Below are 24,322 nucleotides of genomic sequence, written 5' to 3' on the forward strand. Positions count from 1 at the left end.
TCGGAAGTCGCCCGGAACGGCGTACACCAGCAGCCTTTCTCGGGGGCGCACCGGGCGCCACGGACCGATGTCCCCACCCCCGGACCCGAAGGTCCCTTCCGGCCGGTCCGCCGGCCCTCCCGGGACCGGAGGGACGAACGTCCCGCGGCCGAGGTGGCGAAGGCCTCTGCGGAGGCGCACCGCCGCCCGGCAGCGTGGGACGGAACGGTCATCGACAGGGGGAGGGCACGTGAAGAGCACGAACGTCCGCAGGGCCGCGCTCGCCTGCGGCGCCGCCACCGCCTATGTGTTCGCGCTCCGCCCCACGCTGCTGTGCTGGGGGGCCACCTACAGGGAGGCGGGCGCCCGGTATCCGAGCGACGATCTGATCGAGAACGCGACGAGCCAGTCGACCATGGCCACCTCGCTGCCCGCGCCGCCGGAGGCGGTCTGGCCGTGGCTGGTGCAGATGGGGAACGGCCGGGCCGGCTGGTACAGCTGGGACCTGCTCGACAACGGCGGGCGGCCGAGCTCGGACCGCGTCGTCCCCGAATGGCAGGACGTGGCGGTGGGCGACCGCCTGCCCGCGGTGCCGAGCGGGGAGACGTACTTCCGGGTCGAGGTCCTCGACCCGGGCAGGACCCTGGTGCTGCGCAGCGACCTGGAGCTGCCGTCCGGACGGTCGTTCGACCCGCGCGGGCCGCGGCCCAAGGCGTACTCCGACGGGATCTGGGCCTTCCACCTCCGCCCGCTCCCCGACGGGTGCACGCGGCTGGTCGTCCGGACGCGCGGCCGCGGGGAGCCCTCCATACCGAACCGGCTGTTCGCCTGGCTCTTCGGCGAGCCCGCGCACTTCGTCATGCAGCAGCGGCAGTTCCGCAACCTCCGGCGGCTCGTCGCCGGCCGCGCGGCCGCGGGGCCGGAGGGCGCGGAGACCGGCGCGGCCCGCCGAGCCGACCTCCGGCCGCTCCGGTAGCGGCCGCGGGCCGGGCGGCGAACGAAGGACTTTCGTCCCTGGCCCGGGCCCCGGCGGGGCGGTGGAATGGAGTAGGGCGAGAGAAGTCGAGGAGGAAGGGACGGAGAAGTGGGAGACCACGCACCGTCCATCTCGAAACGCTGCCTAAGCGGCGGAGGGCTTCTCCCGCCCCCAACCATGTTCCGCGGACGCCGCCTCCCGGCCACCGGCCGTGCGCACCGTCCGCGGACGCGGCCGGAGGGGACGGAGGGGCCCGATGTCTGACGGAGGCACTGCCCGCGAGGTGGTCGTCGGCTTCGACGGATCGGTCTACGCCATGCAGGCGCTCGACTGGGCGCTGGACGAGGCGGAGCTGCGCGGGTCGCCGCTGGTGCTGTGCCACGCGTGGCACTGGCCGTACCAGGGAGTCGCCCCCGAACTGGAGGAGGCGGGCCGCCGGTCGCTGCACGAGGCGGCGCAGCACGTGCTGGCCCACGGCGTCGAGTGCGCCCGGGAGCGCACGGCCGGGGTCGCGGTCCGGCCGGTCTCGGAGGAGGGGTCGGCGGCGGAGCGGCTCACGGAGCTGTCGGCCGGCGCGGAGCTCCTGGTGCTCGGATCGCGCGGGCTCGGCCGGCTCGCACGCGTGCCCGTCGGCTCGGTCGCCGCGCACGTGGCCATGCACGCCCGCTGCCCGGTCATCGTGGTCCGGGGAGTCGGCGCGCTGCCCCGTCCCGAGGACGTGCGGCCGGTCGTGGTCGTGGTGGACGGCTCGCCGGCCGCGGAGAGCGCGCTGTCCTTCGCCGCGCGCGAGGCGGAGCTGCGCCGGCTGCCCCTGAAGATCGTCTACTCGGGTGCCGAGGCCGAGGAGGCGCCGGGCCCCGCGGTCCGGCACTCGTCCGCGCACGACCCGATGGAGCGGGCCGTGGCGGTCGTCCAGGAGCGGCACCCGGACGTCCTCACCCACCCCGAGAACCCCCTCGCGCCGCCGCCCGAGGCGCTGCAGGAGGCCGCGCAGGAGGCGCGGCTCCTGGTGGTCGGGGCCGCGCACCCCGCGTTCGGTTCGGTGGCCCAATGGCTGCTGTACAACGCGGTCTGCCCCATCGCGGTGGTCCCGCTGGAGAGCGCCGGCGATTCTTGAGATCTGCCCGAACGGCCCCACATGACCGGACCTTCGAACCTTTCTCGGGGGCGGGCGCGGGCGGACGCTGGGATCATGAGGACGGACGCCGAGAGCGGCATGAGGGACCTGCGCCGGATCGTGTCGGGCGGACCGGCGCCGAACGCGTTCGAGATGCCCGGGGTGCGGCTGTCCGACGTCCTCGTCCGCGCACCCGTCCCGTACGTGCGCCCGCTCGTGGCCTGGCTGCAGGAGAGGCCGCCTTACGCCCTCGCCCTGGCCGACCGCGAGGGCGCGGACATCGAGATCCATCACGGCGGGCTCCAGCAGCGGATCGTGCGCACCGCCACAGGCCCGGACGACGGCGTGAGGCGTGCCGTCCGGGGCTCCGGAAGGCGGCACAACCGTTCGCCGGCGGATCCGGACGAGCGCAACGCCGTCCGGGTCGCCGAGGCTCTCTGCGACGGGCTCCTTCGCAGTCCCGCGGAACTGCTCCTCCTCGCGGGCGACATCCGCGTGGTGTACGACATCGACAAGCGCATCCCGGGCGGGGTGCGGCGCAGGGTCTCCGTCCGGCATGTGCCGTGCGTCCTCACCCGCGAGGATTCGGGGCGGCGTCTGGCCCCTCCGGTCGACCAGCACGTCCGCGCCTGGGTCGCGGAGCGGAACCGGGGCCTCCTGGCGCGCATCGCCGAGGCGGGCGGGTCGGCCGACTGGGTGGCGGAGGGCGCGGCGGCGACGCTGGACGCCCTCTCGCACGGCCGGGTCCGCGCCCTGGTCGTCGTCGACGACCCGGCGGACCGGCGCATCGCGTGGTTCGACCGGGCGTCCGGGCGGACGGCCCTGAGCCCGGACGCCTGGACGCGTCCGGGCGCACCGGCGGACGGCGCCCCCGTGATCGAGGCCGCCCCCCTGATCGACGTCGCTCTGCGGGCCGCGCTGCTCACCGGAGCCGACGCCCGGCTCGTTCCACCGGGCACGCCCCACGCTCCGATCGAGGGCATCGGCGCGCTGTGCCGCTTCGGCGGTTGACGGGCCCGGGGCCGCGGGCCGACCCGCGAGAGGCCCTCGGCCGGAGGGCCGAAGGTCCCTGTTCCTCCGGACCGTCGACTCTCCTGCGGCACGCCCCCGCAGGAGAGGCTGAGATCGACAAGGCAGGAACCCTGAAGGGGAGTTCACTCATGAACGACGAGCAGATCACCGGTGTGGTCGTTGGCTACGACGGCTCCACGGGCGGTGTGCAGGCACTGGAGTGGGCCGCAGGCGAAGCTCAGGCCCGGGGACTCTCCCTGACGGTGCTCCATGTGTGGGACGTCTACGTCGGAGGGCCGATCGCCATGCCGGTCGTCGACCTGCGGGGCGTGGCGGAGGAGAACCTCAACAACGGTGTCGCGCACGTCCGCGAGGTCGCGCCGGACCTGAGCGTGCGGGGGGTGCTGGCCCGGGGGCAGGCGGCAGCCAGGCTGATCGAGGCCGGCCGCGCCGCCGACATGATCGTGCTCGGCCCGCGCGGGCTCGGCGGCTTCGCCGGACTGGTGCTCGGCTCGGTCGGCGCGCAGGTGGCGGCGCACGCCCCGTGCCCGGTCGTGGTCGTCCGGGGCGAGCTCGTCCCGCCGCCGGAGCAGGTGCACGGCCACGTCGTGGTGGGCGTCGACGGTTCGCCGGCGTCCCGGGAGGCGCTGGCGCTGGCCTTCACCGAGGCCGGCGCGCACGGCTGGGACGTCCACGCGGTGATCGCCTGGGAGGCGGTGCCCGAGAGGGTGAACCCTCCGCTGGTGGACGAGGCCGGGATGCGCGAGGCGGCGCAGGCCCGCCTGGCCAGGATGATGATCCCCGCGCGTGAGCTCCACCCGGAGGTGAAGGTCCAGTCCGACATCGTGACCGGCCAGCCGCGCGAGGTGCTGATGAGCGCCGCGGAGGAGGCGCGCCTGCTCGTCGTCGGCTCGCGGGGCCTCGGCGGCTTCCGCGGCCTGCTGCTCGGCTCGGTCAGCCACGCCCTGGTCCACCACGCGCCCTGCCCGGTCGCGGTCGTTCACGCGACCTGAGCGGGCACGGGCATCCCTCCCCGGTTCCTCCGAAGGCTCCGGGGGCCGCATCGCGGCTCCCGGAGCCTTCCGGTCAGTGCCCCGGGGCGTTCTCGTGCTCCGTCCGCGGCGCGGGCGCGGGCTCGGGCTCGGGCTCGGGGCGCGGGGTCCGCAGGGTGACGGCGGCCAGCGCCGCGCCGGCCAGCGCGACCAGCGCCGCCCCGGTGAACGCGGCGGAGAAGCCGTCGGTGAGCGCGGGCAGGTCGCCGAGCCGGCCGGCGCCGAAGGAGGCCGCGATGGCGGTCATCGCGGCCAGGCCCAGCGCCGAACCGACCTGGTAGCCGGTGTTGACGATGCCGGACGCCAGGCCGCCCTCCTCCGGGCGGGCCGCCGAGATAGCGATGCCCAGGGAGGGAATGAAGGCCAGCGACATGCCCAGCGCGGCGACCAGCGACGCGGGCAGGACGTCCACCCAGTAGTTCCCGTCCGGGCGGATCAGCGCAAGCCAGCCCATCCCGGCGGCCAGCACGACAAGCCCGGTGACGGTGGTGGCCTTCGGACCGAGGCGGCCGATGGCCCGCGGCGCCAGGACGATCATCCCCAGCATGATCAGTGCCGTCATCGGGACCAGCGCGGCGCCGGAGGGGAACGCGCTGTAGCCGAGGACCCGCTGCAGGTAGAGGTTCAGGAAGAACCACATCGGGATCCACGCGCCGCCGAGCAGGAACTGGGCGAGGTTGGCGGCGCCCAGGTTCGGCGCGCGGAAGATCGACAGCGGCATCAGCGGGCTGCGGCGGGACGCCTGGACGGCCAGGAACACGCCGAGCAGGACCAGCCCGCCGGCCAGCACCGCCCAGGTCGCGGCCGCGCCCCAGCCGACCTCGGGGGCGCGGACGACGGCGAAGACGACGGCCCCGAGCCCGGCGGTGACGGTGAGCGCGCCGACCACGTCCACCGATCCCCGGGCGCTCCCGCCGCCGCCCGGCATCAGCGCCGGCGCGGCCGCCAGCGCCAGGACGGCGATCGGAATGTTGATGTAGAAGACCCAGGGCCAGGACGCGTACTCGGTGATGACGCCGCCGAGGAAGACCCCCGCGGTGCCTCCGGCGGGGGCCGCCGCGCCGTAGAGGGACAGCGCCTTGGTCAGCTCGCGCGGTTCGGAGCCGAACAGCATCATCAGCAGGGTGAGCGCGGCGGGCGCGATGAGCGCGGCGCCGACGCCCTGCAGGGCGCGGCCGGTCAGCTCGACGGCGACGGTGCCGGCGGCGCCGGCCACTGCCGACCCGGCGAGCAGGACCACCCACCCGGCCGAGAACATCCGCCGGGCGCCGAACAGGTCCGCCAGCCGGCCGCCGAGAAGGAGTAGTCCGCCGAGGGCGACGACGTAGGCGTTGAAGACCCAGGACAGGTCCTCCTGGGAGAAGTCCAGGTCGTCCTGGATGCGGGGCAGCGCCACCCCGATGATCGAGGTGTCCATGATCACCATGAACTGGGCGGCCGCGATGAGCGCCAGCGCCCACCAGCGGCGGCCGGCGGCGGGTGCGGAACGAGTGGACATGTCCCCTCCTATGTACCCCTAGGGGGTATTTCTGCAAAGTGCGGCTTACCCTACGGGGGTATATCGGGAAGGGCAAGGGCTCATGGAGGTGCTCGAAGGGTGATCTGACGCACGTATACGGGGTAGGGGTAGAAGTCCGAGGGACGCCGTCCGGAAAGCCGAGGGCCTCGGATCGAGTGCTCGATCCGAGGCCCTCTGCTCTGCTCCGGTGCTACCTCTCGACGGGGATCCGCTTGGCCTCGGCCTTGACGGCCTCGGACACCGGCACGCGGACGGTGAGGATGCCCTTGTCGTAGGACGCCTTGATGTCCTCGACCCTGGTGTCGGCCGGGAGGGTGAAGGACCGGGTGAAGGAGCCGTAGTGGAACTCCGACCGGTGCGCCTCCTTCTTCTCCTCCTGGCGTTCGGCGTGGATCCGCAGCACGCCGCCGGCGACGGTGATGTCGACGTCCTTGTCGGGGTCGATGCCGGGCAGTTCGGCACGGATCACCTGGACGCCGTCGTCCATGTAGTCCTCGACCCGCATGGCCTGGCCGGTGCCGCTCCGGAACATGGCCAGCGGGGACTCGATCCAGTCGAACAGGTCCGGGAAGATCCCGCGCGTCTCGCGCCGCTCCATCTCGCTCATGATGCCTCCCTCGGCTCGCGGACATCCGCCGCCGCCGGGGAGCGTCCTTGCGTCCCCGCCGCCGGGGTGCCCGACTTCATGCTCGCTCCGCCGCCACCGGGCCCCTACGGACTTGGGTCCCCTCGGCCCGGGACGAAGGTCCGTCCCGCCCGCCCCGGAACCGCGCGCGGGCGGTGCCCCTTCCGCGCTCCGCGGTCGGGGCCATCGGCGCCGCCTTCGGGACCTTCGGCCGCTGCCGCCCGCTGATCATCCGCCTACCGTCGGGCATGGGGGCGAGGAGGTGCGCGGTGGACGCGTGGGCGATACGGACCGAGGGCCTGACGAAGCACTTCGGGCGGGTGGTCGCGGTGGACGGGCTGCGGCTCGAGGTCGGCCGCGGAGAGATCTTCGGCTTCCTGGGGCCGAACGGCGCGGGGAAGTCGACGACGATCCGGATGCTGCTCGGGCTCGTCCGGCCGACGGCCGGCCAGGCGTGGATCATGGACGTGCCCGCCGGGGACGTCGAGCGGGCCCACCGCCACGTGGGCTACGTGGCGGGCGACGTCGCGCTCTGGCCGCAGTTGACCGGGCTGGAGACGCTCACCTATCTGGGCCGCCTGTCCGGACGCGTCGACGCGCCGTTCCGGGACGAGCTCGTCGAACGGCTGCGGTTCGATCCGGGGAAGCGGGCCCGCTCCTACTCCAAGGGGAACCGCCAGAAGCTCGCGCTGATCGCGGCGCTGATGACCCGGCCGGACGTGCTGCTCCTGGACGAGCCGACGGCGGGGCTCGACCCGCTGATGGAGGCCGAGTTCCAGGCGCTGGCCAGGGAGGCCGCCGGCCGGGGGCAGACGGTCTTCCTGTCCTCCCACATCCTCGACGAGGCCCAGGACGTGTGCCACCGGGTGGCCATCCTCCGCGACGGGCGGCTGATCGAGGTCGCCGCGCTGGAGGACCTGCGCGGGCTGGGCGGCACGGTGCTGGAGGCGGTCGTGGACGGCCCGGTGCCCGACCTGTCCGGGGTGCCCGGCGTGACCGGGGTGGAGCCCATCGACGGAGGCGTCCGCGTGTCCGTCACCGGGTCCCCGTCCGCCGCGCTGTCCCGGCTGAGCGCCTGCCCGCTGGTCCGGCTCCGCAGCCACGAGCCGACGCTGGAGGAGATCTTCCTGAGCTACTACGAGGGGGAGAGATGACCAGGGCCGCCCCGGTCCAGCGCACCGTGACCCGTCCGCGCGCGGAGCGACACCGCCCGGCGGACGCCCCCGCCGCCCGGCTGACCCTGCGCCTGATCCGGCGCGGGCTCGGCTGGCTGGCGGCGGCGGTCGCCCTCTACGTCGTGGTCGAGGTCCTCACCTACGAGCAGACGTATCCCGACAGGGCCTCGCGGCAGCGGCTCGCGGCGCTGTCGGACGACCCCGCGATGCGGATGCTCCAGGGCGTCCCGCACGCCGTCGACACGACCGGCGGCTTCGTCGTCTGGGACGCGGGCTGGGTGCTGGCCGCGGTGGTCGGCATCTGGGCGCTGCTCGTGGCGGGCCGCCTGCTGCGGGGCGAGGAGGAGTCGGGGCGCGCCGAGCTGGTCCTCGCCGCGCCGATCCGCCCGGCGCGGGCCGCGGCGGTGCAGCTGGGCGTCCTCGCGGGCGCCGCGGTGGTCGCGGGCGCGGCGGCGGCCGTCCCGCTGGCGGTGCTGGGGACCGGTGCGGCGGGCTCGCTGCTGTTCGGGCTCGGGCTGGCCGGATTCGCCGCGACGTTCGCGGCGGTCGCGGCCGTGACCGCCCAGCTCTTCCCGGCGCGGCGCCGGGTGACCGGCGTGTCCGCCGCCGCCTTCGGCGCCCTCTTCCTGCTCCGGATGGCCGCGAACAGCGCCGACTCCCGCGGCGGGCTGCGCTGGCTCACCCCCTTCGGCTGGCTGGACGAGCTGCACCCCTACCGCGATCCGAACTGGGCGGCGCTCGCCGTCACGCTCACGGCCCCCGTCGTCCTCGGCGGCGTCGCGGTCGCGCTGCGGACCCGCCGCGACACCGGGGGCGCGCTGCTCAGCGAGCCGGACCACGCCCGGACGCGGCTCGGGCTGCTCGGAAGCCCCGCGGCGTTCGCCTGGCGCAGCACCCGGGGCATGCTGGCCGGCTGGCTGCTCGGCATCGCCGCGTACGCGTTCGTCGCCGGCGCCCTCATCGCGACCGTGCTCGACTTCGTCGCCGACGACCCGAACTACCAGCGCGTCCTGGAGCGGATCGGCTGGGACGCCGGCGACGTCGCCGACGGCTTCGTCGGCGCCATGGGCGTCCTGATCGGCCTGCTGATCGCCCTGTACGCGTGCTGGCGGATCGGCGCGGCCCGCGCCGAGGAGGCCGCGGGGCGGCTCGACCACGTCCTCGTCCGGCCCGTCACGCGGCGCCGCTGGCTGGGCGGGCACGTCCTGCTGGCCCTGGCGTCGTCGCTGCTGCTCGCGCTGGCCGCCTCCGCCGCGATGTGGGCCGGCGCCGCCGCCACGGGCGCCGACGTGGGCCTGACCGACACGCTGGCCGCCGTCCTCAACCCGCTCCCGGTGGTGGCCCTTGCCACGGGCCTCGCGGTACTGCTGTTCGGCGCCCGGCCCCGGCTCACCGTCCCCGGCTCGGTCGCGGCGGTCGTCGCCGGCTATCTGATCGAGACGATCGGGCCCGCCCTGGGCTGGCCGGACGCCGTCCTGGACGCCTCCCCGTTCCACCACCTCGCGCAGGTCCCGGCGGAACCCTTCCAGCCCGTCGCCGCCGCCGTCATGACCGCACTGGCGGTGGTGCTCGCCGGGGCGGGTCATCTGCTGTTCGAACGGCGCGACCTCACCGGCGAGTGATCGGCCGCTGGGGCCGGTCCTGCCCGGCCGGTGCGGGCCGTACGGGCCGCGTGCCCGGACGGCTGTGCTTGCGGAGCCCCGGCCGCGGCTCGATCGTCGAGACCCACGCGTCGATCCGCGCCCAGTCGCGGTAGTCGCCGTACCGGCTTCCCATCGCCCTGAAGAGCAGGTGCCCGACCAGGGACGTGTGCTCGCGGCGGAAGACCCCCGAGAACAGGCGGTGGTCGCGGGCGGTGACCAGCTCCTGGAGCTCGTCCTGCACGAGGCCCTTCTCCTTGGCCCCGAAGTTGCGCCACGGGCCGCGCAGCGCGGCCGGCATCCCGACGCTGAAGAGCCACACCGGCCGGCCGGCCAGGGTGTCGCGTTCGCGTTCGAGGAAGTCGACCGCCTCGGGCAGCCAGGCGCGGTCGTGGATCGCGCTGCCCAGCACGAACGCCTCGTAGGCGCCGGCGTCCTCCACCTCGGCCATGGAGCGGACGTCCACCTGGAAACCGCGCTCGGCCAGCAGCGTGCCGATCCGTTCGGCGATGCTCCGTGTGGAGCCGTGCGCGGTGGCGTAGCCCACCAATATGGTCATTTCTTCACCTCCGGCGGTGTCTCACCCTCAGCTTCGGTTCTGCCCGCGCTCGTCCCCAGGGCCGAACGTCCCGCGACCGGCCGTTCGCGCGGGGGCCGGAGGTCCCTCCTGCGGGCGCCGGACACGCTCCCCGGCTCGTCAGGGTTCGGCGGGGCCGTGGACGTCGGCGAGCACGAAATAGTTCTCCTCCTCCTGGGCGAAGTGCAGCCGGAGGACGGCGTAGAGCTCCTGGACGGTCCGCCTCAGGTCGCTCGCGGGCTCCGGGGCCGCCGGCGCGGCGCGGAGCTCCTCCAGCAGCGCGCCGACCCGCCGGGCCAGCTCGGCGATCTCGGTGTGCCCGCGGCTCATCGCCCCCGTGGGGTCGGAGCCGCCGAGGACGCGCGCGACCGCCGGATAGAGCAGCCGCTCGTCCTTGCGCTCGTGGGCCGCGAGGTCCGACAGGAAGCCCGACAGCGCCTCCGCGGCGGTGTCCCGCTCCCGCCCGGCGGGGCCCGCGGCGGCGTCCGCCAGCGCGGGAAGGCGCTCGATCCGCGGCCACAGCGCCTGGTGCTCCTCGTCCAGCCGCCGGACGAGGTCGGCCTCGTCCCCGCGAAGGCGCGGCGCCCGGTCGCGGCCCGGGCCGAGTACGCGCAGCGCGGACAGGATCGCCGCCACGTCGATGCCCTCCTGGAGCAGCGCCCCGGCCGCCGGGGTCAGGAAACCGAGCGCCGCGACGATCATCGCGGCCAGCGACAGCCCCATCCCGGCGAGGACGCTCTGGCGCGCGACCGACCGGGTGCGCCGCGCGATCGCGAGGGTCTCGGCCAGCCGCTCCAGCCGGTCCACGGTGATCACCACGTCGGCCGCCTCGGACGAGGCCGTCGCGCCCCGGGCGCCGAGCGCGACGCCGACGCCCGCGGCCGCCAGCGCGGGCGCGTCGTTGACCCCGTCGCCGACCATCACGGTGGGCGCGCGGGCGCTCTCGTCCCTGGCGACCTCGACCTTCCCGGCCGGCGAGAGCCCGGCGTGCACGGTGTCGGCCCCCACCAGCTCGGCGATCGGCCCGGCGACGTCCGCGCGGTCGCCGGTCACCATCACCGCGCGGCCGATGCCCGTCCGGCGGAGCAGCCGGAACGTCCGCGGCGCGTCCGGGCGCATGCGGTCGCGCAGCAGCAGGACGGCCGCGAGCCGCCCGTCCACCCCGACGAACACGGTGATCGCGCCGCGGGCGGCGGCCCGGCCGCGGACCCGGTCCAGCCACGCGGCGTCGGCGCGGCCGGCCCAGCTCGCCTTGCCGACGCTCACCCGGCGCCCCTCGACGGTGCCCCGGACGCCGCGGCCCGCGCGCTCCTCGACGTCGGACGGCTCGGCGAGGCGCATCCCGCGCTCGCGGGCGCCGCGGACGATCGCCGAGGCCAGCACGTGCGGGGACACCTGGTCCAGCGACGCCGCGAGGAACAGCGGATCCTCGCGGCCGGCCGGATCGGCGGGGATGATCTCGGAGAGCGCGGGCCGCCCGGTGGTGACCGTGCCGGTCTTGTCGAACAGCAGGACCCGTGCGCCCGCGAGCCGCTCCAGGGTGCTGCCGCCCTTCACCACGACGCCCCGCCGGGCGCACCGGGACAGGCCGGAGACGAACGCGATGGGCGCCGCGAGGATCAGGGGGCAGGGCGTGGCGACGACCAGCACCGCGACCGCCCGGACCGGGTCCGCGGCGGCGATCCACGCCGCTCCGGCCAGCACCAGGGTGACCGGGATGAAGACGGCCGAGTACCGGTCGGCCATCCGGATGAACGGCGCGTTCTCGGCCGCGGCCTCCTCGGCCAGCCGGACGATCCCGGCGTAGGTGCTGGACCGGGCGTCGTTGGTGGCGCGCAGGTCGAAGGGGCCTCCGGAGTTGACCGTGCCGCCGCGCACCACGTCCCCGGCGGGACGCTCCACCGGCAGGGACTCCCCGGTGAGCGTGGACTCGTCCAGCACCGCCGTCCCGTTCTCCACCAGCCCGTCCACGGGCACGGTCTCCCCGGAGCGGACCAGCAGCAGCTCGCCCGGCCGCACCTCGGACACGTCGACGGTCACCAGCCCGGTCTCGCTCCGGCGGTGCGCCACCCGGGGCGCGAGCGCGAGCAGCGCACTGAGGTCGCGGCGGGCCCGCCGGCCGGCACGCTCCTCCAGCAGCCGCCCCCCGGTGAGCATCACGGCGATGACGGCGCCGGCGAGGGGCTCGTCCACGGCGATCGTCCCGCCCAGTGCGAGGACGGCTATCACGTCGCTGCCGAACCTGCGGTGCCGCAGCCCGTCCACGACCCACCACACGGCGGGGCAGAGCGCGACCACCGTCGTCACCAGCCAGATCAGATCTCCGGCGCCGGCGCCCACCGTCCAGCGGACCGCGGCGCCCGCCGCCAGCCCGCCGGCCGTCAGGACGAAGAGCAGTTCGTGAGCGTTCCGACCGAACGCGGTCTTGACCGCCATCCACCTCGCCGCCTGTGTGAGTCCTTTTCGTCCACGCTCCCAGGCCGCGAGCGGGGGCCCCAGGGGCGGTCGGCTCGCGGCCGGGGGGACGAGGGGGTGCCTGACATGGGGACCTTCGTCCCTAGGGGGCGCGCCGGAAGGCGAGGGAGCGTGGAAAGGAGCGGCCGTGCCGCTGTGCGCGCCGGATCGCCTCGCAGGAGGCGATCGCCGCCAACGCATGTGAGGAGACGCGATGTCCGAGCCGATCGTCGTCGGCACCGATGGTTCCGACGAGGCGGCGAGCGCCCTCGACTGGGCCGCCGCCGAAGCCGCCTTGCGCGAGCGCCCCCTGCACATCGTCCACGCCGTGGAGAGCTGGCCCTACAAGGCGCCGCTGTTCGCGCCGCCCGAGACCGCCGAGCGCATGACCCGCGCCGGGCGCATGGTCCTGGCGGCGGCGCGCGAGCGCGTCAAGGAGCGGTGGCCGGACCTCGAGACGACGACCGAGCTGGTCGCCGAGGAGGCGTGGCAGGCCCTGCGGGCGCAGTCGGAGAAGGCGTTCGAGCTGGTGGTGGCCAGCCGCGGCAGGGGCGGGTTCGCCAGCCTGATGCTGGGGTCCACGAGCCTGCGCCTGGCCGGCCACTCCGCGGTGCCGGTGGTGATCGTCCGCGGCGACGCCTCCGACACCGGCGAGGTCGTCGTGGGGATCGACCTGGCCCAGGAGGCGGGCCCGGTGCTCGAGTACGCCTTCGAGGCCGCCGCGCTCCACGGCGCTCGGCTCCGCGTCGTCCACGCGTGGCAGACGTTCGCGACGCTGATCGAGGCCGGCTACGCCGTCGACGCGGAGCAGATCGAGCAGGACCTGCGCAAGGAGGTCACCGCGGCCTGCGAGCCCGTGCGGAGCAGGCATTCCGGTGTCGAGGTCGCCGACGAGGTCGTCCTGGAGCACCCGGTGACCGCGCTGGCCAACGCGTCGCGGAACGCCCGCCTGGTCGTGGTCGGCGCCCACGACCGGAGCTGGACCTCTCCCCGGCTCGGGTCGACCTCCCACGGGGTCATCCACCACGCGCAGTGCCCCGTCGCCGTCATCCCCGCCGGCTGATCCGGACGGAACATCGGCAGCGGCCTGGGGCCGCTGCCGATGTTCCGTGTCCAGCAGATGTTCCATGTCGTCCGGGTGGAGAACCGCGGGTCCGCGCTTGGGCGGGGGTCAGGCGGCGGCGGGGCTGCCGCGCCGGAGCCGGGTCTGGCGCATCATCCGCTGGAGGTCCTCGGTCGTGACCATCCCGACCAGGTGGTGGTCGGCGGCGACGGCCGCGACGAGGTCGCCGGCGACGGGGGCCATCTGGAGGAGGACGTCCACGGGCCTCTCGGGGTCGACGACCCGGTCGGAGCCGAGCGGGACGCTGAGATCGCCGAGCGTGGCGCCGGTGTCCCAGGCCGGGACGCGGGTCAGCCGGTCCGACGTGACGGCGCCGACGGGCTCGCCGGACACGCTCACGACCGGGAACACCGACTGGCGGGACGGCACCGCCACGTCCCGGATGAACGGGGCCGCGGCCTGCCAGGTCCAGCCGTTGTCGGGGTCGCGGGTCATGATGTCGGCGACCCGGAGGTCCCTCGCGGCCTCGCGGAGGTCCGTCCAGCGCTCCTCTGCCCGCGCCGAACTGGAGATGAACCACCCGATGAGGGCCAGCCACAGCCCGTTCCACCAGCTCCACAGCAGCAGCATCAGCAGACCGGCGCCGATCATGACACGGCCGAGCGCCAGCCCGGCGTGCTGGGCGGTGCGCGTCGCGCGCGGCTTGTCCCCGCTCCTGCCCCACAGCAGCGCGCGCAGGATGCGCCCGCCGTCCAGCGGCGCCCCCGGAAGCAGGTTGAACACCGCGATGAGGACGTTGGTCACGGCCAGCCAGCTCAGCGAGGCCGAGACGATCACGGGGGCGCCGAGCGCCTCCCCGGCCTGCCAGAGCCCGGCGAACACCGCGCCGGCGACCGCGCTGGTCAGCGGGCCGACCCCGGCGATCCGCAGGTCGGCGCGGGCGGTGGCCGGCTCGCCGTCCAGCTCCGCCAGGCCGCCCAGCGCCCACAGCGTGATCGAGGCGACTCCCACCCCGTGCCGCCGGGCGACGACCGCGTGCGCGACCTCGTGCGCGGCCAGCGATCCCATGAACAGCACCGCCGCCAGGACGGCCGCCGTCCAGCGCACGCCGGGTGACGCGGCCGGGTCGGCGGTGGGCAGTACCGAGCGGCCGAGGATCTCGGTGATCAACAGCATGATCACCAGAACGGACCAGTGCATCCCGACCGGGATCCCCCGGAAGGTGCCGAACCTGAACGTCTGCTTCATCACGAGCCTCCTACCGATGCCTTCAGGCTCGCGCGGCGTTCCGTCCGGCGGTCAGGGGCGAACTTCCCCTCCGGGTGGGCCTTTCGACCCCTCGGGCCGCCCCGGGCCCTCCCCGGCGGCCTCGGTGCGCAGCGCCGCGACCTCGACGGTCAGATCGATGCCGACCGGGCACCAGACGATGCACCGGCCGCAGCCCACGCAGCCGGAGGAGCCGAACTGGTCGTGCCAGGTGCCGAGCTTGTGGGTGAGCCACTGGCGGTAGCGGCTCCTCGGGGACGCCCGGACGTCGCCCCCGTGCAGATGGGTGAAGTCCGGATCGAAGCAGGAGTCCCAGAGCTGCCACCGTTCGGCGTGGTCGCCGGTCAGGTCGGTGGTGTCACTGACCCTCGTGCAGAAGCAGGTCGGGCACACCATCGTGCAGTTGCCGCAGCTCAGGCAGCGTTCGGACACCTCGTCCCAGCGGTCGGCGTCCAGGGTGCCGGCCATGAGGTCGCGCAGTCCCAGGGCGGGCATCTCCCGGCCCATCCGGTCGGCCGCCGCCGCCACCTCCGCGCGCGCCCGGTCGACGTCGGCGGGCTCGGCGGGCGCCGATTCCACGTCGTCCATGAGGGCGGCGCCCGCCTCGGTGGCGACGTCGACCACGTAGCGGAGGCCGTCGTCGCCGGCCAGTTCGGTCAGCGCGAGATCGTAGCCGGGGCCCGCCTGCGGGCCGGTGCCCATGGAGGCGCAGAAGCAGGTCCCGCCGGGCTCGGTGCAGTTGACGGCGATGATGAAGTTGTCATGCCGCCGTGCCTCGTAGGAGGGGTCGACGTGGCGGCCGCCCAGGAGCACGCGGTCCTGGATCGCGATCGCGCGCAGGTCGCAGGGCCGGACGCCGAGCAGTGCCAGCCGGGCCGGTTCGGGTGTCCCGTCCCTGACTTGGAACCCGTCCTCCGTCCGGTCCGCCTCCCAGAGCTTGACCCTCGACCGGTGCAGGAACGGCTTCCAGGACTGCGGCCCCGCCGCGTGCGCGAACGCCGCGCCGTCCGCCCGCCGGCGCAGCCGGTAGGCGCCGGCTTCGAGCGTGACGCCCCAGCCGTGCGGCAGGCGGTCGGCCGAGTCGAGTTCCTCCAGGACGATCGCGTCGTCGCGCACGGTCGGCCCGATGACGGTGTAGCCGGCCCGGCGCAGCGCCTCGCACAGCGGGCGCAGACTCGTCAGTTCCAGCGCTGGCGCGGTCATCAGCTTCTCCTTCCTGCGTGGTCGGCCGCGGCGAACGCGGTCCCGCGCCGGGACGCGAGCGCGCCGGCCAGGCGGTCGGCGACCGCGCCGACCGCGGCGGCGACCCGCGGCGTGAGCCCGCGGCCGAGTCCGAAGTCGGCCCCCTCGATCGCGAGGACCCGGAGCCGGGCGGGCATCCGGCCCACCGCCGACCCGAGCGCGACGGCGTCGCCGAGGCCGAGGGCGTGGTCGGTGACCGGCCGCGCCGTGAGGGCGGCGGCCCCGGCGTCCAGCTCGTGGACCCTGCCGGGCTCGGGCGGGTCGGCCCGCACGGCGTCCACGATGATCGCGAGGTCGGCTCCCGCCCACAGGTCGATGAGCCGCGCGGGCTCGCCGCCGGCGACCGCGAGCCTCGCCTCCGTACGGCCGCGGAGGGCCGCGACGACGGCGGGGCCGGCGCCGTCGTCGCGGCGGAGGTCGTTGCCCACCCCGATCACGGTGATCACGACCGCTCCACGGTGAGGTCGAGGAAGTGGGTGGCGCAGGAGATGCAGGGGTCGTGGTTGCGGATCGCCTGCTCGCAGCTCCGGGTCAGGGCCTCGTCGTCGAGGTGGAGGCGGGCCGCGACGAAGCGGCGCAGGTCGTCCTCGATGGCCGCCTGGTTCTGCGACGTCGGCGGGATGATCCTGGCCGCCCGGACGAGGCCGTCCGGACCGAGGTCGTAGCGGTGGTAGAGCAGGCCGCGCGGGGCCTCGGTGGCGCCGTGGCCGGTCCCCTCCCGCGGCGGCACCGGCACGGCCGGGCGCGGCGGCGGCTCGTAGGCGTCGATGATCCGCAGCGCCTCGTCCGCCGCGTAGACGACCTCGACGGCCCGGACGAGGATGCTGCGGAACGGATTCCGGCACTCCGGGCCGAGCCCGGCCCGGTCGGCGGCCTCCAGCGCGAGCGGGGACAGCCGGTCGCGGTTGAGGGAGTAGCGGGCCAGGGGACCGGTCAGGTAGCGGCCGCCGCCGGTGAAGCGGGCGTGCAGCGCGGTCGAGTGCGGGACCTGCTCCTCGACGACGTTCCGCTCGAACTCGGCGACGGGGAACGCGGGCCCCGTGCCGCGGCGGACGATGCCGCCCTCGAGGGGGTAGCGGTCGGCCGACAGCGCGAGGAACTCGTGGCCGTGGGCGAAGTCGGGGAACTCGAAGCCCGCCGCCCATTCCACGGTGGCCAGGGCGTCGTCGCGCGCCACCCGCAGGGTCTCGGCGAGCGGGGCCAGCTCGGCGGGCGCCGGGGTCCGGTGGAAGCCGCCGACCCGGACGTTCACCGGGTGGATCGCGCGGCCCCCGAGGAACTCCATGAGCGCGTTCCCGGCCTTCTTCAGCCGCAGCCCCCGCTCGACGGCGGCGCGGTGGTCGCGGGCCAGCTCCACCGCGCCGGGACAGCCGAGGAAGTCCGGTGCGTGCAGCAGGTAGATGTGCAGGGCGTGGCTCTCGATCCACTCGCCGCAGTAGATCAGGCGGCGCAGCTCGCCGAGGGGGCCGTCCACGGTCACGCCGCAGGCGGCCTCGATCGCCTGGCAGGCGCTCATCTGGTAGGCGACCGGGCAGATCCCGCAGATCCGGGCGGTGATGTCGGGCGGCTCGGTGTGGGCGCGGCCCCGCAGGAAGGCCTCGAAGAAGCGCGGCGGCTCGTAGATGTCGAGCCGCACCTCCTCGACGTCCGTGCCCCGCACCCGGACGTACATCGCGCCCTGGCCCTCGACCCGCGCGAGGGTCTCGACGCGCAGCGTCCTGTCCCTGCCGTGCGTCTCACTGCCGTCCTTCTCACTGCGGTGCGTCATCGCTGCGTCCCCCGGGCGGGGCCTCCTCGCGGAAGTCGGCGACGTTGAAGGTGGACAGCAGGCGGTCCGCCTCCTCGCCGGTCATGTCGAGCCACGGCAGCAGGCCGCGCGTGTTCGGCCGCCCCCCGCTCCACGCGGGGGCCGGGCCGAAGCAGCCGTAGCAGCCCCGCGCGTACGCCGGGCAGATCGCGCCGCAGCCCGCCTGGGTGATCGGGCCCAGGCACGGGGTGCCGTGGGCGACCATGACGCAGACGTTTCCGCGGATCTTGCACTCGAAGCAGACGCTGTGCACGGGGACGTCGGGCGGGCGGCCCGCGAGGTGCGCCGCCAGCACCTCCAGCAGCTGGCGGCGGTCGATCGGGCATCCGCGCAGCTCGAAGTCCACGCGCACGTGCGCGGCGATGGGCGTCGACGTCGCGAGCGTGTCGACGTACTCGGGCCGCGCGTAGACGACGGAGGCGAACTCCTCGACGTCGGCGAAGTTCCGCAGCGCCTGAACGCCCCCGGCGGTCGCGCACGCGCCGATCGTGACCAGCTTCCGGGAGACGGCCCGCACGTGCCGGACGCGCTCCAGGTCCGCGGGCGTCGTGATCGACCCCTCGACCAGCGACACGTCGTACGGCCCCTCACCGGCGGCGCTCGACGCCTCCAGGAAGTGCGAGATCTCGATCTCGCCGGCGAGGGCGAGCAGTTCGTCCTCGCAGTCCAGCAGGGTGAGCTGGCAGCCGTCGCAGGAGGCGAACTTCCACACGGCCAGCGTCGGTCGGCCCATGGCTACAGCTCCCTGACGGTCATGAGCGGTTCGGCGCGCATGTACGGCACGACGGGCCCGTCCCGGCAGACCAGCAGCGGGCCGAGCTGGCAGTGCCCGCACCAGCCGACCCCGCACCGCATGTTGCGCTCCATCGACAGCCGGACGTTGCCGGGCGGGACCCCGAGGCCGGTGAGCGCCCGCGCGGTCAGGCGCATCATGATCTCCGGGCCGCAGACGAAGGCGGCGGTCCGGGCGGGGTCGACGTCCGCGGCGTCCGCCAGTGCGGTGATCACACCGACGTGGCCGGTCCAGCCGGGGTCCGGCCGGTCCACGGTGACCTCGACCTGGGCGCCGCGCGCCCGCCAGGCGTCCAGCTCCCCGGTGAACAGCAGGTCGCCGGGGGTGCGGGCGCCGACCAGGACCGCGACGCGGCCGAACGAGTCCCGCTCGGCCAGGGCCCGCAGCACCACCGGCCGCAGCGAGGCCAGGCCGATCCCGCCCCCGGCCACGACCAGGTCGTGTCCGCGGGCGCCGTCCAGCCCCCAGCCGGTGCCGAGGGGGCCGCGCAGCCCGAGGACCTCGCCGGGCCGCGTCCCGCACACGGCCCGCGTGACGGCGCCGACGGCCCGGACCGTCTGCTCCAGCACCGCTCCGCTTCTCCGCGAGGGGCCCGCCCCCTTGCCCGGCCCTATGCGGCTGAGGGAGATAGGCGCCTCGCCGATGCCGAACGCGTACGTCATCGTGAACTGGCCCGGCGCGGGCTCCGGAATCGGCTCCCCGACGGGCTCCAGCGCGAGCGTCACCGTGTCGGCGGTCTCCGCCCGCCGGGCCGTCACGCGGTAGGGGACGGGCGCCACGGGGTGGCGCGCGGCGGCCGGGTTCACGCCGGGTGCTCCGGGGCCGCGTACAGGTCCAGGACGCGGACCCGGGTGGCTTCGAGGCGGTCCAGCAGCACGGCGCCGAACCGCAGGGTCAGGTCGTAGCCGAGCCGGAGGTCGGCGGCGCACAGCTCCCGGACCTCGGCTCCCTCGAACCGCAGGGCCCGGACCGGGCCCAGGGAGACGGCGCCGAACCTCCAGATGTGCGGAGGGAACATCCACGACCATCCCAGCACGGAGGAGGGCGGCAGCGTCTCCACCACCACCGCGCCCCGTCCCGGGACCTGGAGATCGAGGGCCACCGTCCCGGAGTGCAGCAGCCAGAAGTGCCCGGCGGCCCACCCCTCCTCGAAGAAGCGGTGCCCCGCCGGGACGTCCGTCGCCGTGGCCGTCGCGGCCAGGGCGGCCAGGTGGCGGCCCGGCATGCCGGCGAAGAACCGCTCCTCGGCCAGCGTCTCGCGCGCGACGCCGCTCGTTGCCCCCACCTGCCGTGACCTGCCCTTATGACGGGCCGCGCATGCCGCAGTGATGGTCAAGAACAGGGCCGGTCAAGAACAGGGCCGGTCGAGAACATGGGCAGGGCGGGGGACCGGGTCAGCGCGCCGTGCGCAGCAGTTTTCCGGCATCGGGGTCGGTGACGGGCAGGCCCGCGCCGTCGAAGACGACGGCCCCCGCCTCGTCGAGGGTCTTGCGCGAGAGCCGGTAGTGGTGGACGCACAGATGCAGGTCCACGGGCCGGTGGTCGCGGCCGGTGATCGGCAGGACCGCCACCACGGCGGGCTTGGCCAGGCAGCAGCACGCACGGTCCGTGAGCCGCGGCACCACGGCCGGCGCGGGGGAGGGTGCCTCCCGTCCCGGCCGCCCGCTCCGGCCCGCGCGGCCGGCGATGGTCTGGGTCGAGAACTTCGTAGCCATGTCCTCACCGTCCCCGCCCGCCGCGCCGGGGGGCAGGGCCGTCCCGACGTCGATTCCGGGACCAACGGCCCACGCCCCCGGAGGACGCGGGTCGGCGCCCGCCGGCCCCGGGGAGGCTTCATCCCGCGGAGCCGACGAGGACGCCGTAGGCGATGATGTTGTCCTTGTAGCTGCGCTTGACCGGGTCGAACTCGCCGCCGCAGGTCATCAGCCGGATCGTGGGATCGGCCGTCGGACCGTAGACGCGCTCGGTCGGGAACCTGGACTTCGGGACCTGCTCGACGGAGGTGATCCGGAAGACCGCCGTGCGGCCGTCCCGGCGCAGCACCCTGACCTGCGCCCCCGGCCTGAGGCGGCCGAGGTCGTAGAACACCGCCGGGCCCGACGCGCGGGTGTCGACGTGGCCGTAGAAGGCGGCCGGGCCGCGCTCGCCCGGCGCCGCGCCGCCGTTGTACCAGCTGGTGAGCCCCGGCTGACTCAGCGACGGCTCCTGGACGGTGCCGTCGGGCTTCAGCCCCAGGGACAGGACCGGCGCGTCGACGCCGATGGCGGGGACCCGGATGCGGACGGGCTCCGAACGCGGCATCGCGCCGGCCGCGGGCGGGTTGGGTGAGGAACCGCCGGAGCCGCCTCCGGGCACGCCCGGGGGGCCGCCCCGGTCGAGTCCGAAGACGACCAGGACGACCCCGATGACGACGGCGGCGGCCGCGAGCGGCAGCCACACGCCGCCCCACCGGCGCATCTCACGCTCCGCCCTGGCGGCGCCGACGCAGCGCGAACGTGCCCGCCGCGGCACCGGTGCCGATCAGCAGCACCCCGCCGAGCAGGAACGGACCGGACACCGAGGTCGAGCCGCCACCGGTCTGCGGCGGGCCGGACGGCGTCGGGTTCGGGGCGGGACTCGTGGGCGCCGGGCTCGTCGGGGTCGGGCTGGGCGACGTCGCCTGCGTGATCAGGAGCGAGGTCGACGCGCTGACCGCGGTCCCGTCGCAGAGCAGGTTGACGGCGTACTTGCCCGCCTTGGCCTCGGCGGAGGTCTTCAGCGTGAGCTTCGGCGCCCCGTTGAAGGCGCCGCCTCCCGCGAAGGCGTCGGACTTGACGACGGCCTTGGCCGTCCCGTCGGCGCAGACCGCCGCCACGGTCACCGGGGCGCCGCCGACGGGGACCGAGGCCGGGACGACGCTGACGGTCGCCGCGGGGGCCGGGGGAGTGGGTTCGCTCGTCGTGGGCGTCGGGCTCGGCTCGAAGGGAGCGAGCGCCAGCGCCGCCGTGAGCACGGGGGTGAGGGCGAGACCGAGGGGCAACATGATCCACCTCCTGCGCACCGCTCAGTGCGGGCGCCTGGTGCCGTTGGGGCCTTGCCTCACCAGTGCAGGCCGCCCGGCCCGGGGGCTTCAGGGACGAAGGTCGGATCGTTCGGGGACCAACGGCCCACCCCGGCAGGGCTCACGCGGAGGGGGCTCCGGCGCTTCGGAGCCCAACGCCTGCGAACCGGGAGGTCGGTTCGGGGGTGCCGGGGCGCCGAAGGTCCCGGCCGCGGCGGACCTTGGTCCCTGTGCCGCGCCCGCCGGTCCGGCCAAGGCTGGAAACCGGCCGGGAGTAGACGGGTGATCGCCGGAGGAGCCATGTCCGCACCGATCGTCGTGGGGACCGACGGGTCCGGCCCCGCGGGCCGGGCCGTCGACTGGGCGGCCGACGAGGCCGCGCTGCGGCACCGGCCGCTGCACATCGTCCACGTGGCGGAGATCTGGCCGTACCAGCTCCGCCGCTTCGCCCCGCCGGACGAGGCCGAACGCGTCTCGCCCGCCGGGCACGCGGTGCTGCTGGAGGCCGAGAACCGCGTCCGGGCGCGCCGTCCGGAGCTGCGGGTGACGACCGCCCTGGTCGTCAACGCGACGCAGGACGCGCTGCGCGACGAGGCGGAGAAGGCGTTCGAGCTGGTGCTCGGGCACCGCGGGCACGGCGGGTTCGCCGGACTCCTGCTCGGCTCCACCACCCTGCGCATGGCCGGGCACACCGCCGCCCCCCTGGTGGTCGTCCGAGGGGAGGGCGACGGCCGCGGCGAGGTCGTGGTGGGCTACGACGTCGCCGAGGAGCCGGGGGACGCGCTGAGGTACGCCTTCGACGCGGCCGCCGCCCGCGGGGCGCGGCTGCGCGTGGTCCACGCGTGGCAGCTCTCGGTGGACATGGCCGAGGCCGGATACGCCATCGACGAGGAGCGCCTCAACGACGAGCGGCGGGCCCGCGTCATCGAGGCCTACGCCCCGCTGTACGACAGGTATCCGCTGGTGGACGTGGTCAACGACGTCCTCGTCGGGCACCCCGTGTCCGAGCTCTGCAGGGTGTCGCGGACGGCGGACCTGGTCGTCCTCGGAGCGCACCCCCACCGCCTGGGCCTCTTCCGGCTCGGCTCCGTCGGCCACGGCGTGATCCATCACGCCGAGTGCCCGGTCGCCCTCGTCGGCCGGTTCGGTTAGGGCGCCCAGCCCTCGGTCACCCGCCTTCGAGCGGGCCGCTCCCGGCGGCCCGGTATCCGGCGGCGAGCTCCTGGTAGAGCCGGTCCCGGGCGGCCTGGAGGCGCGCGCTCAGCCGGACGGGACGGGTCTCGGGCTCCCGGAGCCGCTTGATCCGGTCGGGCAGCGCGGCCAGGTCGGCGGCGCAGCGCTCGCGTGCGCGGTCGAGCGGCTCGGCGTCGGCGACGCGGCGTCCGGCCGCCATGACGGGGACGAGCAGCGGCTCCAGGCCCTCGGGGGCGGGCTCGTCCCGCAGCGCGACCACGTCCCCGTCCGCGCCCCGGTAGACCTGCTTGGCGCACGGTGCGGTGATCTTGCCGGTGGACAGCTTCATCACCGGCCGGTCCTCGTAGGCGACGAGTTTGTAGGCGCTGTCGAGGTAGGGGGCGTCGGCGGACACGCCCATCTTCGTCCCCACCCCGTACACGTCGATCGGCGCGCCGGCGGCGGCGAGGTCCGCGATCCGGTACTCGTCGAGCCCGCCGCTGGCCACGATCCGCGTGCGCGTCATGCCGGCCTCGTCCAGCATCGAGCGGGCCTTGACCGCGAGGTCGCCGAGATCGCCGGAGTCGAGCCGGATCCCCGCCAGGGCCGGCAGCCCGGCCCGGCGGGCCGTCCGGATCGCGGCGGCGACGCCGCCGAGCGTGTCGTAGGTGTCGACCAGCAGCGTGGTGCGCTCGGGGAAGTCGGCCGCGAAGGCCGCGAACGCCTCGTCCTCGCCGGGGAAGGCCTCGACGTAGGAGTGGGCCATCGTGCCGGTCGCGGGGATGCCGTACCGCCGGGCGCCCTCGACGTTGCTGGTGCCGGCGAAACCGGCGAGGTAGGAGGCCCGCGCGACGGCCATCGCGGCGTCGACCCCCTGCGTCCGGCGGAAGGAGAAGTCGATGACCGCCGCCCCGCCGGCCGCCCGCACGCAGCGGGCGGCCTTCGTGGCGACCGTGGACTGGAAGGTGATGTGGTTCAGCAGCACGGTCTCCACCAGCTGGGCCTCCGCGATCGGCGCGGTGACCTCCAGAAGGGGCTCGCCGGGGTAGACGACACGCCCCTCGGGCACGGCCCGGATGTCGCCGGTGAAACGCAGGCGCTCGAACGCCCGGAGCGAGGCGTCGTCCAGCCCCTGCTCGGCGGCCAGGTAGCCGAGGTCGTCCTCGGAGAAGCCGTAGTCCTCGACGAACGACAGGCAGTCCTCCAGGCCCGCGGAGATCAGGAATCCCCGGTCGGGCGGCAGCTTCCGGACGAAGAGGCTGAACGTGGCCGGTCCGGTCATACCGCGGCGCAGATAGCTCGCCGCCATCGTCACCTCGTACAGGTCGGTCAGCAGTCCGCCGCTCATACGATCAGTCCTCGCGTGTCGGTCCGCGGCTGTACGGGTTCGACCCTGCCCGCCCCGGCCCGGTCCGCCCGCCTCCGTCCGTCCCGCCCGGCGGGGCCGAAGGTCCCTTTCCGGAGGGCGCCGACCCCGGGATTCGGGACTTCCGCCCCTAGGGGCGCCTCCGGCCGCGCTCCAACGATGGAGGTTGAACGGCCGAGCGAAGGAGGTTCGCCATGAAGGCCAAGGAATGGAGCGTCGAGCTCTACATCACCGAGGACGGCCCTGACACCGTCGCGCATGCGGTCCTGCTCAGCGGCGACAAGAAGACGACCGGGCGCGGGCAGGCGCGGCGCAACCCGGTCGACCGCGAGGTTCCCGAGATCGGCGACGAGCTCGCCGTCAGCCGGGCGCTGGCCGATCTGGCCGGCCGGCTCCAGGGCCTCGCGAGCAAGGACATCGCCCAGTTCGCAGGGCCCGCGTGAACGC

The 24,322-nt window shown here is 75.2% G+C and carries 24 protein-coding genes; 9 read left to right on the plus strand and 15 right to left on the minus strand.

What is annotated here, in order from left to right:
- The first annotated feature begins 229 nt into the window (after nt 1–229).
- The 4 genes from AB0C21_RS17075 (at nt 230) to AB0C21_RS17090 (ending at nt 4,096) form a co-directional block, all read left to right on the plus strand.
- Nucleotides 230–955, plus strand: a complete 726-nt coding sequence (locus AB0C21_RS17075) for a hypothetical protein (protein WP_500205068.1) — start codon at nt 230–232, stop codon at nt 953–955.
- A 256-nt stretch (nt 956–1,211) separates the two neighbouring features.
- Nucleotides 1,212–2,072: a universal stress protein gene (locus AB0C21_RS17080; RefSeq protein ID WP_500205069.1), complete on the plus strand. Its 861-nt coding sequence runs from the start codon at nt 1,212–1,214 to the stop codon at nt 2,070–2,072.
- 75 nt (nt 2,073–2,147) lie between these two features.
- Nucleotides 2,148–3,083, plus strand: a complete 936-nt coding sequence (locus AB0C21_RS17085) for a baeRF2 domain-containing protein (protein WP_500205070.1) — start codon at nt 2,148–2,150, stop codon at nt 3,081–3,083.
- 149 nt (nt 3,084–3,232) lie between these two features.
- Complete coding sequence (locus AB0C21_RS17090; RefSeq protein WP_500205071.1) at nt 3,233–4,096, plus strand: universal stress protein; 864 nt, start codon at nt 3,233–3,235, stop codon at nt 4,094–4,096.
- A 73-nt stretch (nt 4,097–4,169) separates the two neighbouring features.
- Here AB0C21_RS17090 and AB0C21_RS17095 read toward each other — a convergent pair whose 3' ends face one another.
- Together AB0C21_RS17095 and AB0C21_RS17100 are read right to left on the minus strand one after the other, a co-directional pair.
- The gene (locus AB0C21_RS17095; protein ID WP_500205072.1) at nt 4,170–5,633 is read right to left on the minus strand and encodes an MFS transporter; all 1,464 of its coding nucleotides are present in this window, start codon (nt 5,631–5,633) and stop codon (nt 4,170–4,172) included.
- Between the two features lie 211 nt (nt 5,634–5,844).
- On the minus strand, nt 5,845–6,261 hold the full coding sequence (locus AB0C21_RS17100; RefSeq protein ID WP_500205073.1) for an Hsp20/alpha crystallin family protein: 417 nt from the start codon (nt 6,259–6,261) through the stop codon (nt 5,845–5,847).
- Between the two features lie 287 nt (nt 6,262–6,548).
- Here AB0C21_RS17100 and AB0C21_RS17105 point away from each other — a divergent pair, with 287 nt between their 5' ends.
- Both AB0C21_RS17105 and AB0C21_RS17110 read left to right on the plus strand, forming a co-directional pair.
- Nucleotides 6,549–7,433, plus strand: a complete 885-nt coding sequence (locus AB0C21_RS17105) for an ABC transporter ATP-binding protein (RefSeq protein ID WP_500205074.1) — start codon at nt 6,549–6,551, stop codon at nt 7,431–7,433.
- Nucleotides 7,430–9,076 carry an ABC transporter permease gene (locus tag AB0C21_RS17110; RefSeq protein WP_500205075.1) on the plus strand — a complete coding sequence of 549 codons (1,647 nt, stop codon included), beginning with the start codon at nt 7,430–7,432 and terminating at the stop codon, nt 9,074–9,076. Before AB0C21_RS17105 ends, AB0C21_RS17110 begins: the two co-directional genes overlap by 4 nt.
- Here AB0C21_RS17110 and AB0C21_RS17115 read toward each other — a convergent pair.
- Nucleotides 9,063–9,653, minus strand: a complete 591-nt coding sequence (locus AB0C21_RS17115; RefSeq protein ID WP_500205076.1) for a flavodoxin domain-containing protein — start codon at nt 9,651–9,653, stop codon at nt 9,063–9,065. The genes AB0C21_RS17110 and AB0C21_RS17115 overlap by 14 nt on opposite strands.
- A gap of 138 nt (nt 9,654–9,791) precedes the next feature.
- Nucleotides 9,792–12,107, minus strand: a complete 2,316-nt coding sequence (locus AB0C21_RS17120) for a heavy metal translocating P-type ATPase (RefSeq protein ID WP_500205077.1) — start codon at nt 12,105–12,107, stop codon at nt 9,792–9,794.
- A 232-nt stretch (nt 12,108–12,339) separates the two neighbouring features.
- On the opposite strand from AB0C21_RS17120, the gene AB0C21_RS17125 reads away from it, so the two are divergent.
- Nucleotides 12,340–13,188: a universal stress protein gene (locus AB0C21_RS17125; RefSeq protein ID WP_500205078.1), complete on the plus strand. Its 849-nt coding sequence runs from the start codon at nt 12,340–12,342 to the stop codon at nt 13,186–13,188.
- 108 nt (nt 13,189–13,296) lie between these two features.
- Here the strand turns inward: AB0C21_RS17125 and AB0C21_RS17130 are convergent, their stop codons facing one another.
- From AB0C21_RS17130 to AB0C21_RS17175, 10 genes are all read right to left on the minus strand, one after another.
- Nucleotides 13,297–14,436: a site-2 protease family protein gene (locus AB0C21_RS17130; RefSeq protein WP_500205079.1), complete on the minus strand. Its 1,140-nt coding sequence runs from the start codon at nt 14,434–14,436 to the stop codon at nt 13,297–13,299.
- Nucleotides 14,437–14,487: 51 nt separating this feature from the next.
- The gene (locus tag AB0C21_RS17135) at nt 14,488–15,657 is read right to left on the minus strand and encodes a 4Fe-4S dicluster domain-containing protein (protein WP_500205080.1); all 1,170 of its coding nucleotides are present in this window, start codon (nt 15,655–15,657) and stop codon (nt 14,488–14,490) included.
- On the minus strand, nt 15,657–16,142 hold the full coding sequence (locus AB0C21_RS17140) for a hydrogenase maturation protease (RefSeq protein ID WP_500205081.1): 486 nt from the start codon (nt 16,140–16,142) through the stop codon (nt 15,657–15,659). Before AB0C21_RS17140 ends, AB0C21_RS17135 begins: the two co-directional genes overlap by 1 nt.
- Nucleotides 16,139–17,464, minus strand: coding sequence for a Ni/Fe hydrogenase subunit alpha (locus AB0C21_RS17145; protein ID WP_500205082.1), 1,326 nt, complete (start codon nt 17,462–17,464; stop codon nt 16,139–16,141). Before AB0C21_RS17145 ends, AB0C21_RS17140 begins: the two co-directional genes overlap by 4 nt.
- Nucleotides 17,448–18,236, minus strand: coding sequence for an NADH-quinone oxidoreductase subunit B family protein (locus AB0C21_RS17150; RefSeq protein ID WP_500205083.1), 789 nt, complete (start codon nt 18,234–18,236; stop codon nt 17,448–17,450). Before AB0C21_RS17150 ends, AB0C21_RS17145 begins: the two co-directional genes overlap by 17 nt.
- Nucleotides 18,237–18,238: 2 nt before the next feature.
- On the minus strand, nt 18,239–19,102 hold the full coding sequence (locus tag AB0C21_RS17155) for an FAD/NAD(P)-binding protein (RefSeq protein ID WP_500205084.1): 864 nt from the start codon (nt 19,100–19,102) through the stop codon (nt 18,239–18,241).
- A complete protein-coding gene (locus AB0C21_RS17160) occupies nt 19,099–19,581 on the minus strand; it encodes a cyclic nucleotide-binding domain-containing protein (RefSeq protein ID WP_500205085.1) in 483 nt (160 codons plus the stop codon). Before AB0C21_RS17160 ends, AB0C21_RS17155 begins: the two co-directional genes overlap by 4 nt.
- A 109-nt stretch (nt 19,582–19,690) precedes the next feature.
- Nucleotides 19,691–20,011, minus strand: coding sequence for a hypothetical protein (locus AB0C21_RS17165; protein WP_500205086.1), 321 nt, complete (start codon nt 20,009–20,011; stop codon nt 19,691–19,693).
- A gap of 118 nt (nt 20,012–20,129) precedes the next feature.
- Nucleotides 20,130–20,753, minus strand: a complete 624-nt coding sequence (locus AB0C21_RS17170) for a class F sortase (protein ID WP_500205087.1) — start codon at nt 20,751–20,753, stop codon at nt 20,130–20,132.
- Between the two features lies 1 nt (nt 20,754).
- Entirely contained in the window at nt 20,755–21,318 is a 564-nt protein-coding gene (locus AB0C21_RS17175; protein WP_500205088.1) for a hypothetical protein, read from the minus strand.
- A gap of 318 nt (nt 21,319–21,636) precedes the next feature.
- Here AB0C21_RS17175 and AB0C21_RS17180 point away from each other — a divergent pair, with 318 nt between their 5' ends.
- A complete protein-coding gene (locus tag AB0C21_RS17180) occupies nt 21,637–22,488 on the plus strand; it encodes a universal stress protein (RefSeq protein ID WP_500205089.1) in 852 nt (283 codons plus the stop codon).
- Nucleotides 22,489–22,504: 16 nt separating this feature from the next.
- Here AB0C21_RS17180 and AB0C21_RS17185 read toward each other — a convergent pair whose 3' ends face one another.
- Nucleotides 22,505–23,857: a nicotinate phosphoribosyltransferase gene (locus AB0C21_RS17185; RefSeq protein WP_500205090.1), complete on the minus strand. Its 1,353-nt coding sequence runs from the start codon at nt 23,855–23,857 to the stop codon at nt 22,505–22,507.
- A gap of 212 nt (nt 23,858–24,069) precedes the next feature.
- On the opposite strand from AB0C21_RS17185, the gene AB0C21_RS17190 reads away from it, so the two are divergent.
- A complete protein-coding gene (locus AB0C21_RS17190; RefSeq protein ID WP_500205091.1) occupies nt 24,070–24,318 on the plus strand; it encodes a DUF1876 domain-containing protein in 249 nt (82 codons plus the stop codon).
- Nucleotides 24,319–24,322 lie beyond the last annotated feature (4 nt).

The organism is Spirillospora sp. NPDC049024 (assembly GCF_040649235.1).
Classification (GTDB): Bacteria; Actinomycetota; Actinomycetes; order Streptosporangiales; family Streptosporangiaceae; genus Spirillospora.

Coding starts and splice junctions, on each gene's coding strand:
- AB0C21_RS17080 (WP_500205069.1), top strand. CDS start 1,212: ATGTCTGACGGAGGCACTGCCCGCGAGGTGGTCGTCGGCTTCGACGGA.
- AB0C21_RS17085 (WP_500205070.1), top strand. CDS start 2,148: ATGAGGACGGACGCCGAGAGCGGCATGAGGGACCTGCGCCGGATCGTG.
- AB0C21_RS17090 (WP_500205071.1), top strand. CDS start 3,233: ATGAACGACGAGCAGATCACCGGTGTGGTCGTTGGCTACGACGGCTCC.
- AB0C21_RS17095 (WP_500205072.1), bottom strand. CDS start 5,633: ATGTCCACTCGTTCCGCACCCGCCGCCGGCCGCCGCTGGTGGGCGCTG.
- AB0C21_RS17100 (WP_500205073.1), bottom strand. CDS start 6,261: ATGAGCGAGATGGAGCGGCGCGAGACGCGCGGGATCTTCCCGGACCTG.
- AB0C21_RS17110 (WP_500205075.1), top strand. CDS start 7,430: ATGACCAGGGCCGCCCCGGTCCAGCGCACCGTGACCCGTCCGCGCGCG.
- AB0C21_RS17115 (WP_500205076.1), bottom strand. CDS start 9,653: ATGACCATATTGGTGGGCTACGCCACCGCGCACGGCTCCACACGGAGC.
- AB0C21_RS17120 (WP_500205077.1), bottom strand. CDS start 12,107: ATGGCGGTCAAGACCGCGTTCGGTCGGAACGCTCACGAACTGCTCTTC.
- AB0C21_RS17125 (WP_500205078.1), top strand. CDS start 12,340: ATGTCCGAGCCGATCGTCGTCGGCACCGATGGTTCCGACGAGGCGGCG.
- AB0C21_RS17130 (WP_500205079.1), bottom strand. CDS start 14,436: ATGAAGCAGACGTTCAGGTTCGGCACCTTCCGGGGGATCCCGGTCGGG.
- AB0C21_RS17135 (WP_500205080.1), bottom strand. CDS start 15,657: ATGACCGCGCCAGCGCTGGAACTGACGAGTCTGCGCCCGCTGTGCGAG.
- AB0C21_RS17145 (WP_500205082.1), bottom strand. CDS start 17,464: ATGACGCACCGCAGTGAGAAGGACGGCAGTGAGACGCACGGCAGGGAC.
- AB0C21_RS17150 (WP_500205083.1), bottom strand. CDS start 18,236: ATGGGCCGACCGACGCTGGCCGTGTGGAAGTTCGCCTCCTGCGACGGC.
- AB0C21_RS17165 (WP_500205086.1), bottom strand. CDS start 20,011: ATGGCTACGAAGTTCTCGACCCAGACCATCGCCGGCCGCGCGGGCCGG.
- AB0C21_RS17170 (WP_500205087.1), bottom strand. CDS start 20,753: ATGCGCCGGTGGGGCGGCGTGTGGCTGCCGCTCGCGGCCGCCGCCGTC.
- AB0C21_RS17175 (WP_500205088.1), bottom strand. CDS start 21,318: ATGTTGCCCCTCGGTCTCGCCCTCACCCCCGTGCTCACGGCGGCGCTG.
- AB0C21_RS17180 (WP_500205089.1), top strand. CDS start 21,637: ATGTCCGCACCGATCGTCGTGGGGACCGACGGGTCCGGCCCCGCGGGC.
- AB0C21_RS17185 (WP_500205090.1), bottom strand. CDS start 23,857: ATGAGCGGCGGACTGCTGACCGACCTGTACGAGGTGACGATGGCGGCG.
- AB0C21_RS17190 (WP_500205091.1), top strand. CDS start 24,070: ATGAAGGCCAAGGAATGGAGCGTCGAGCTCTACATCACCGAGGACGGC.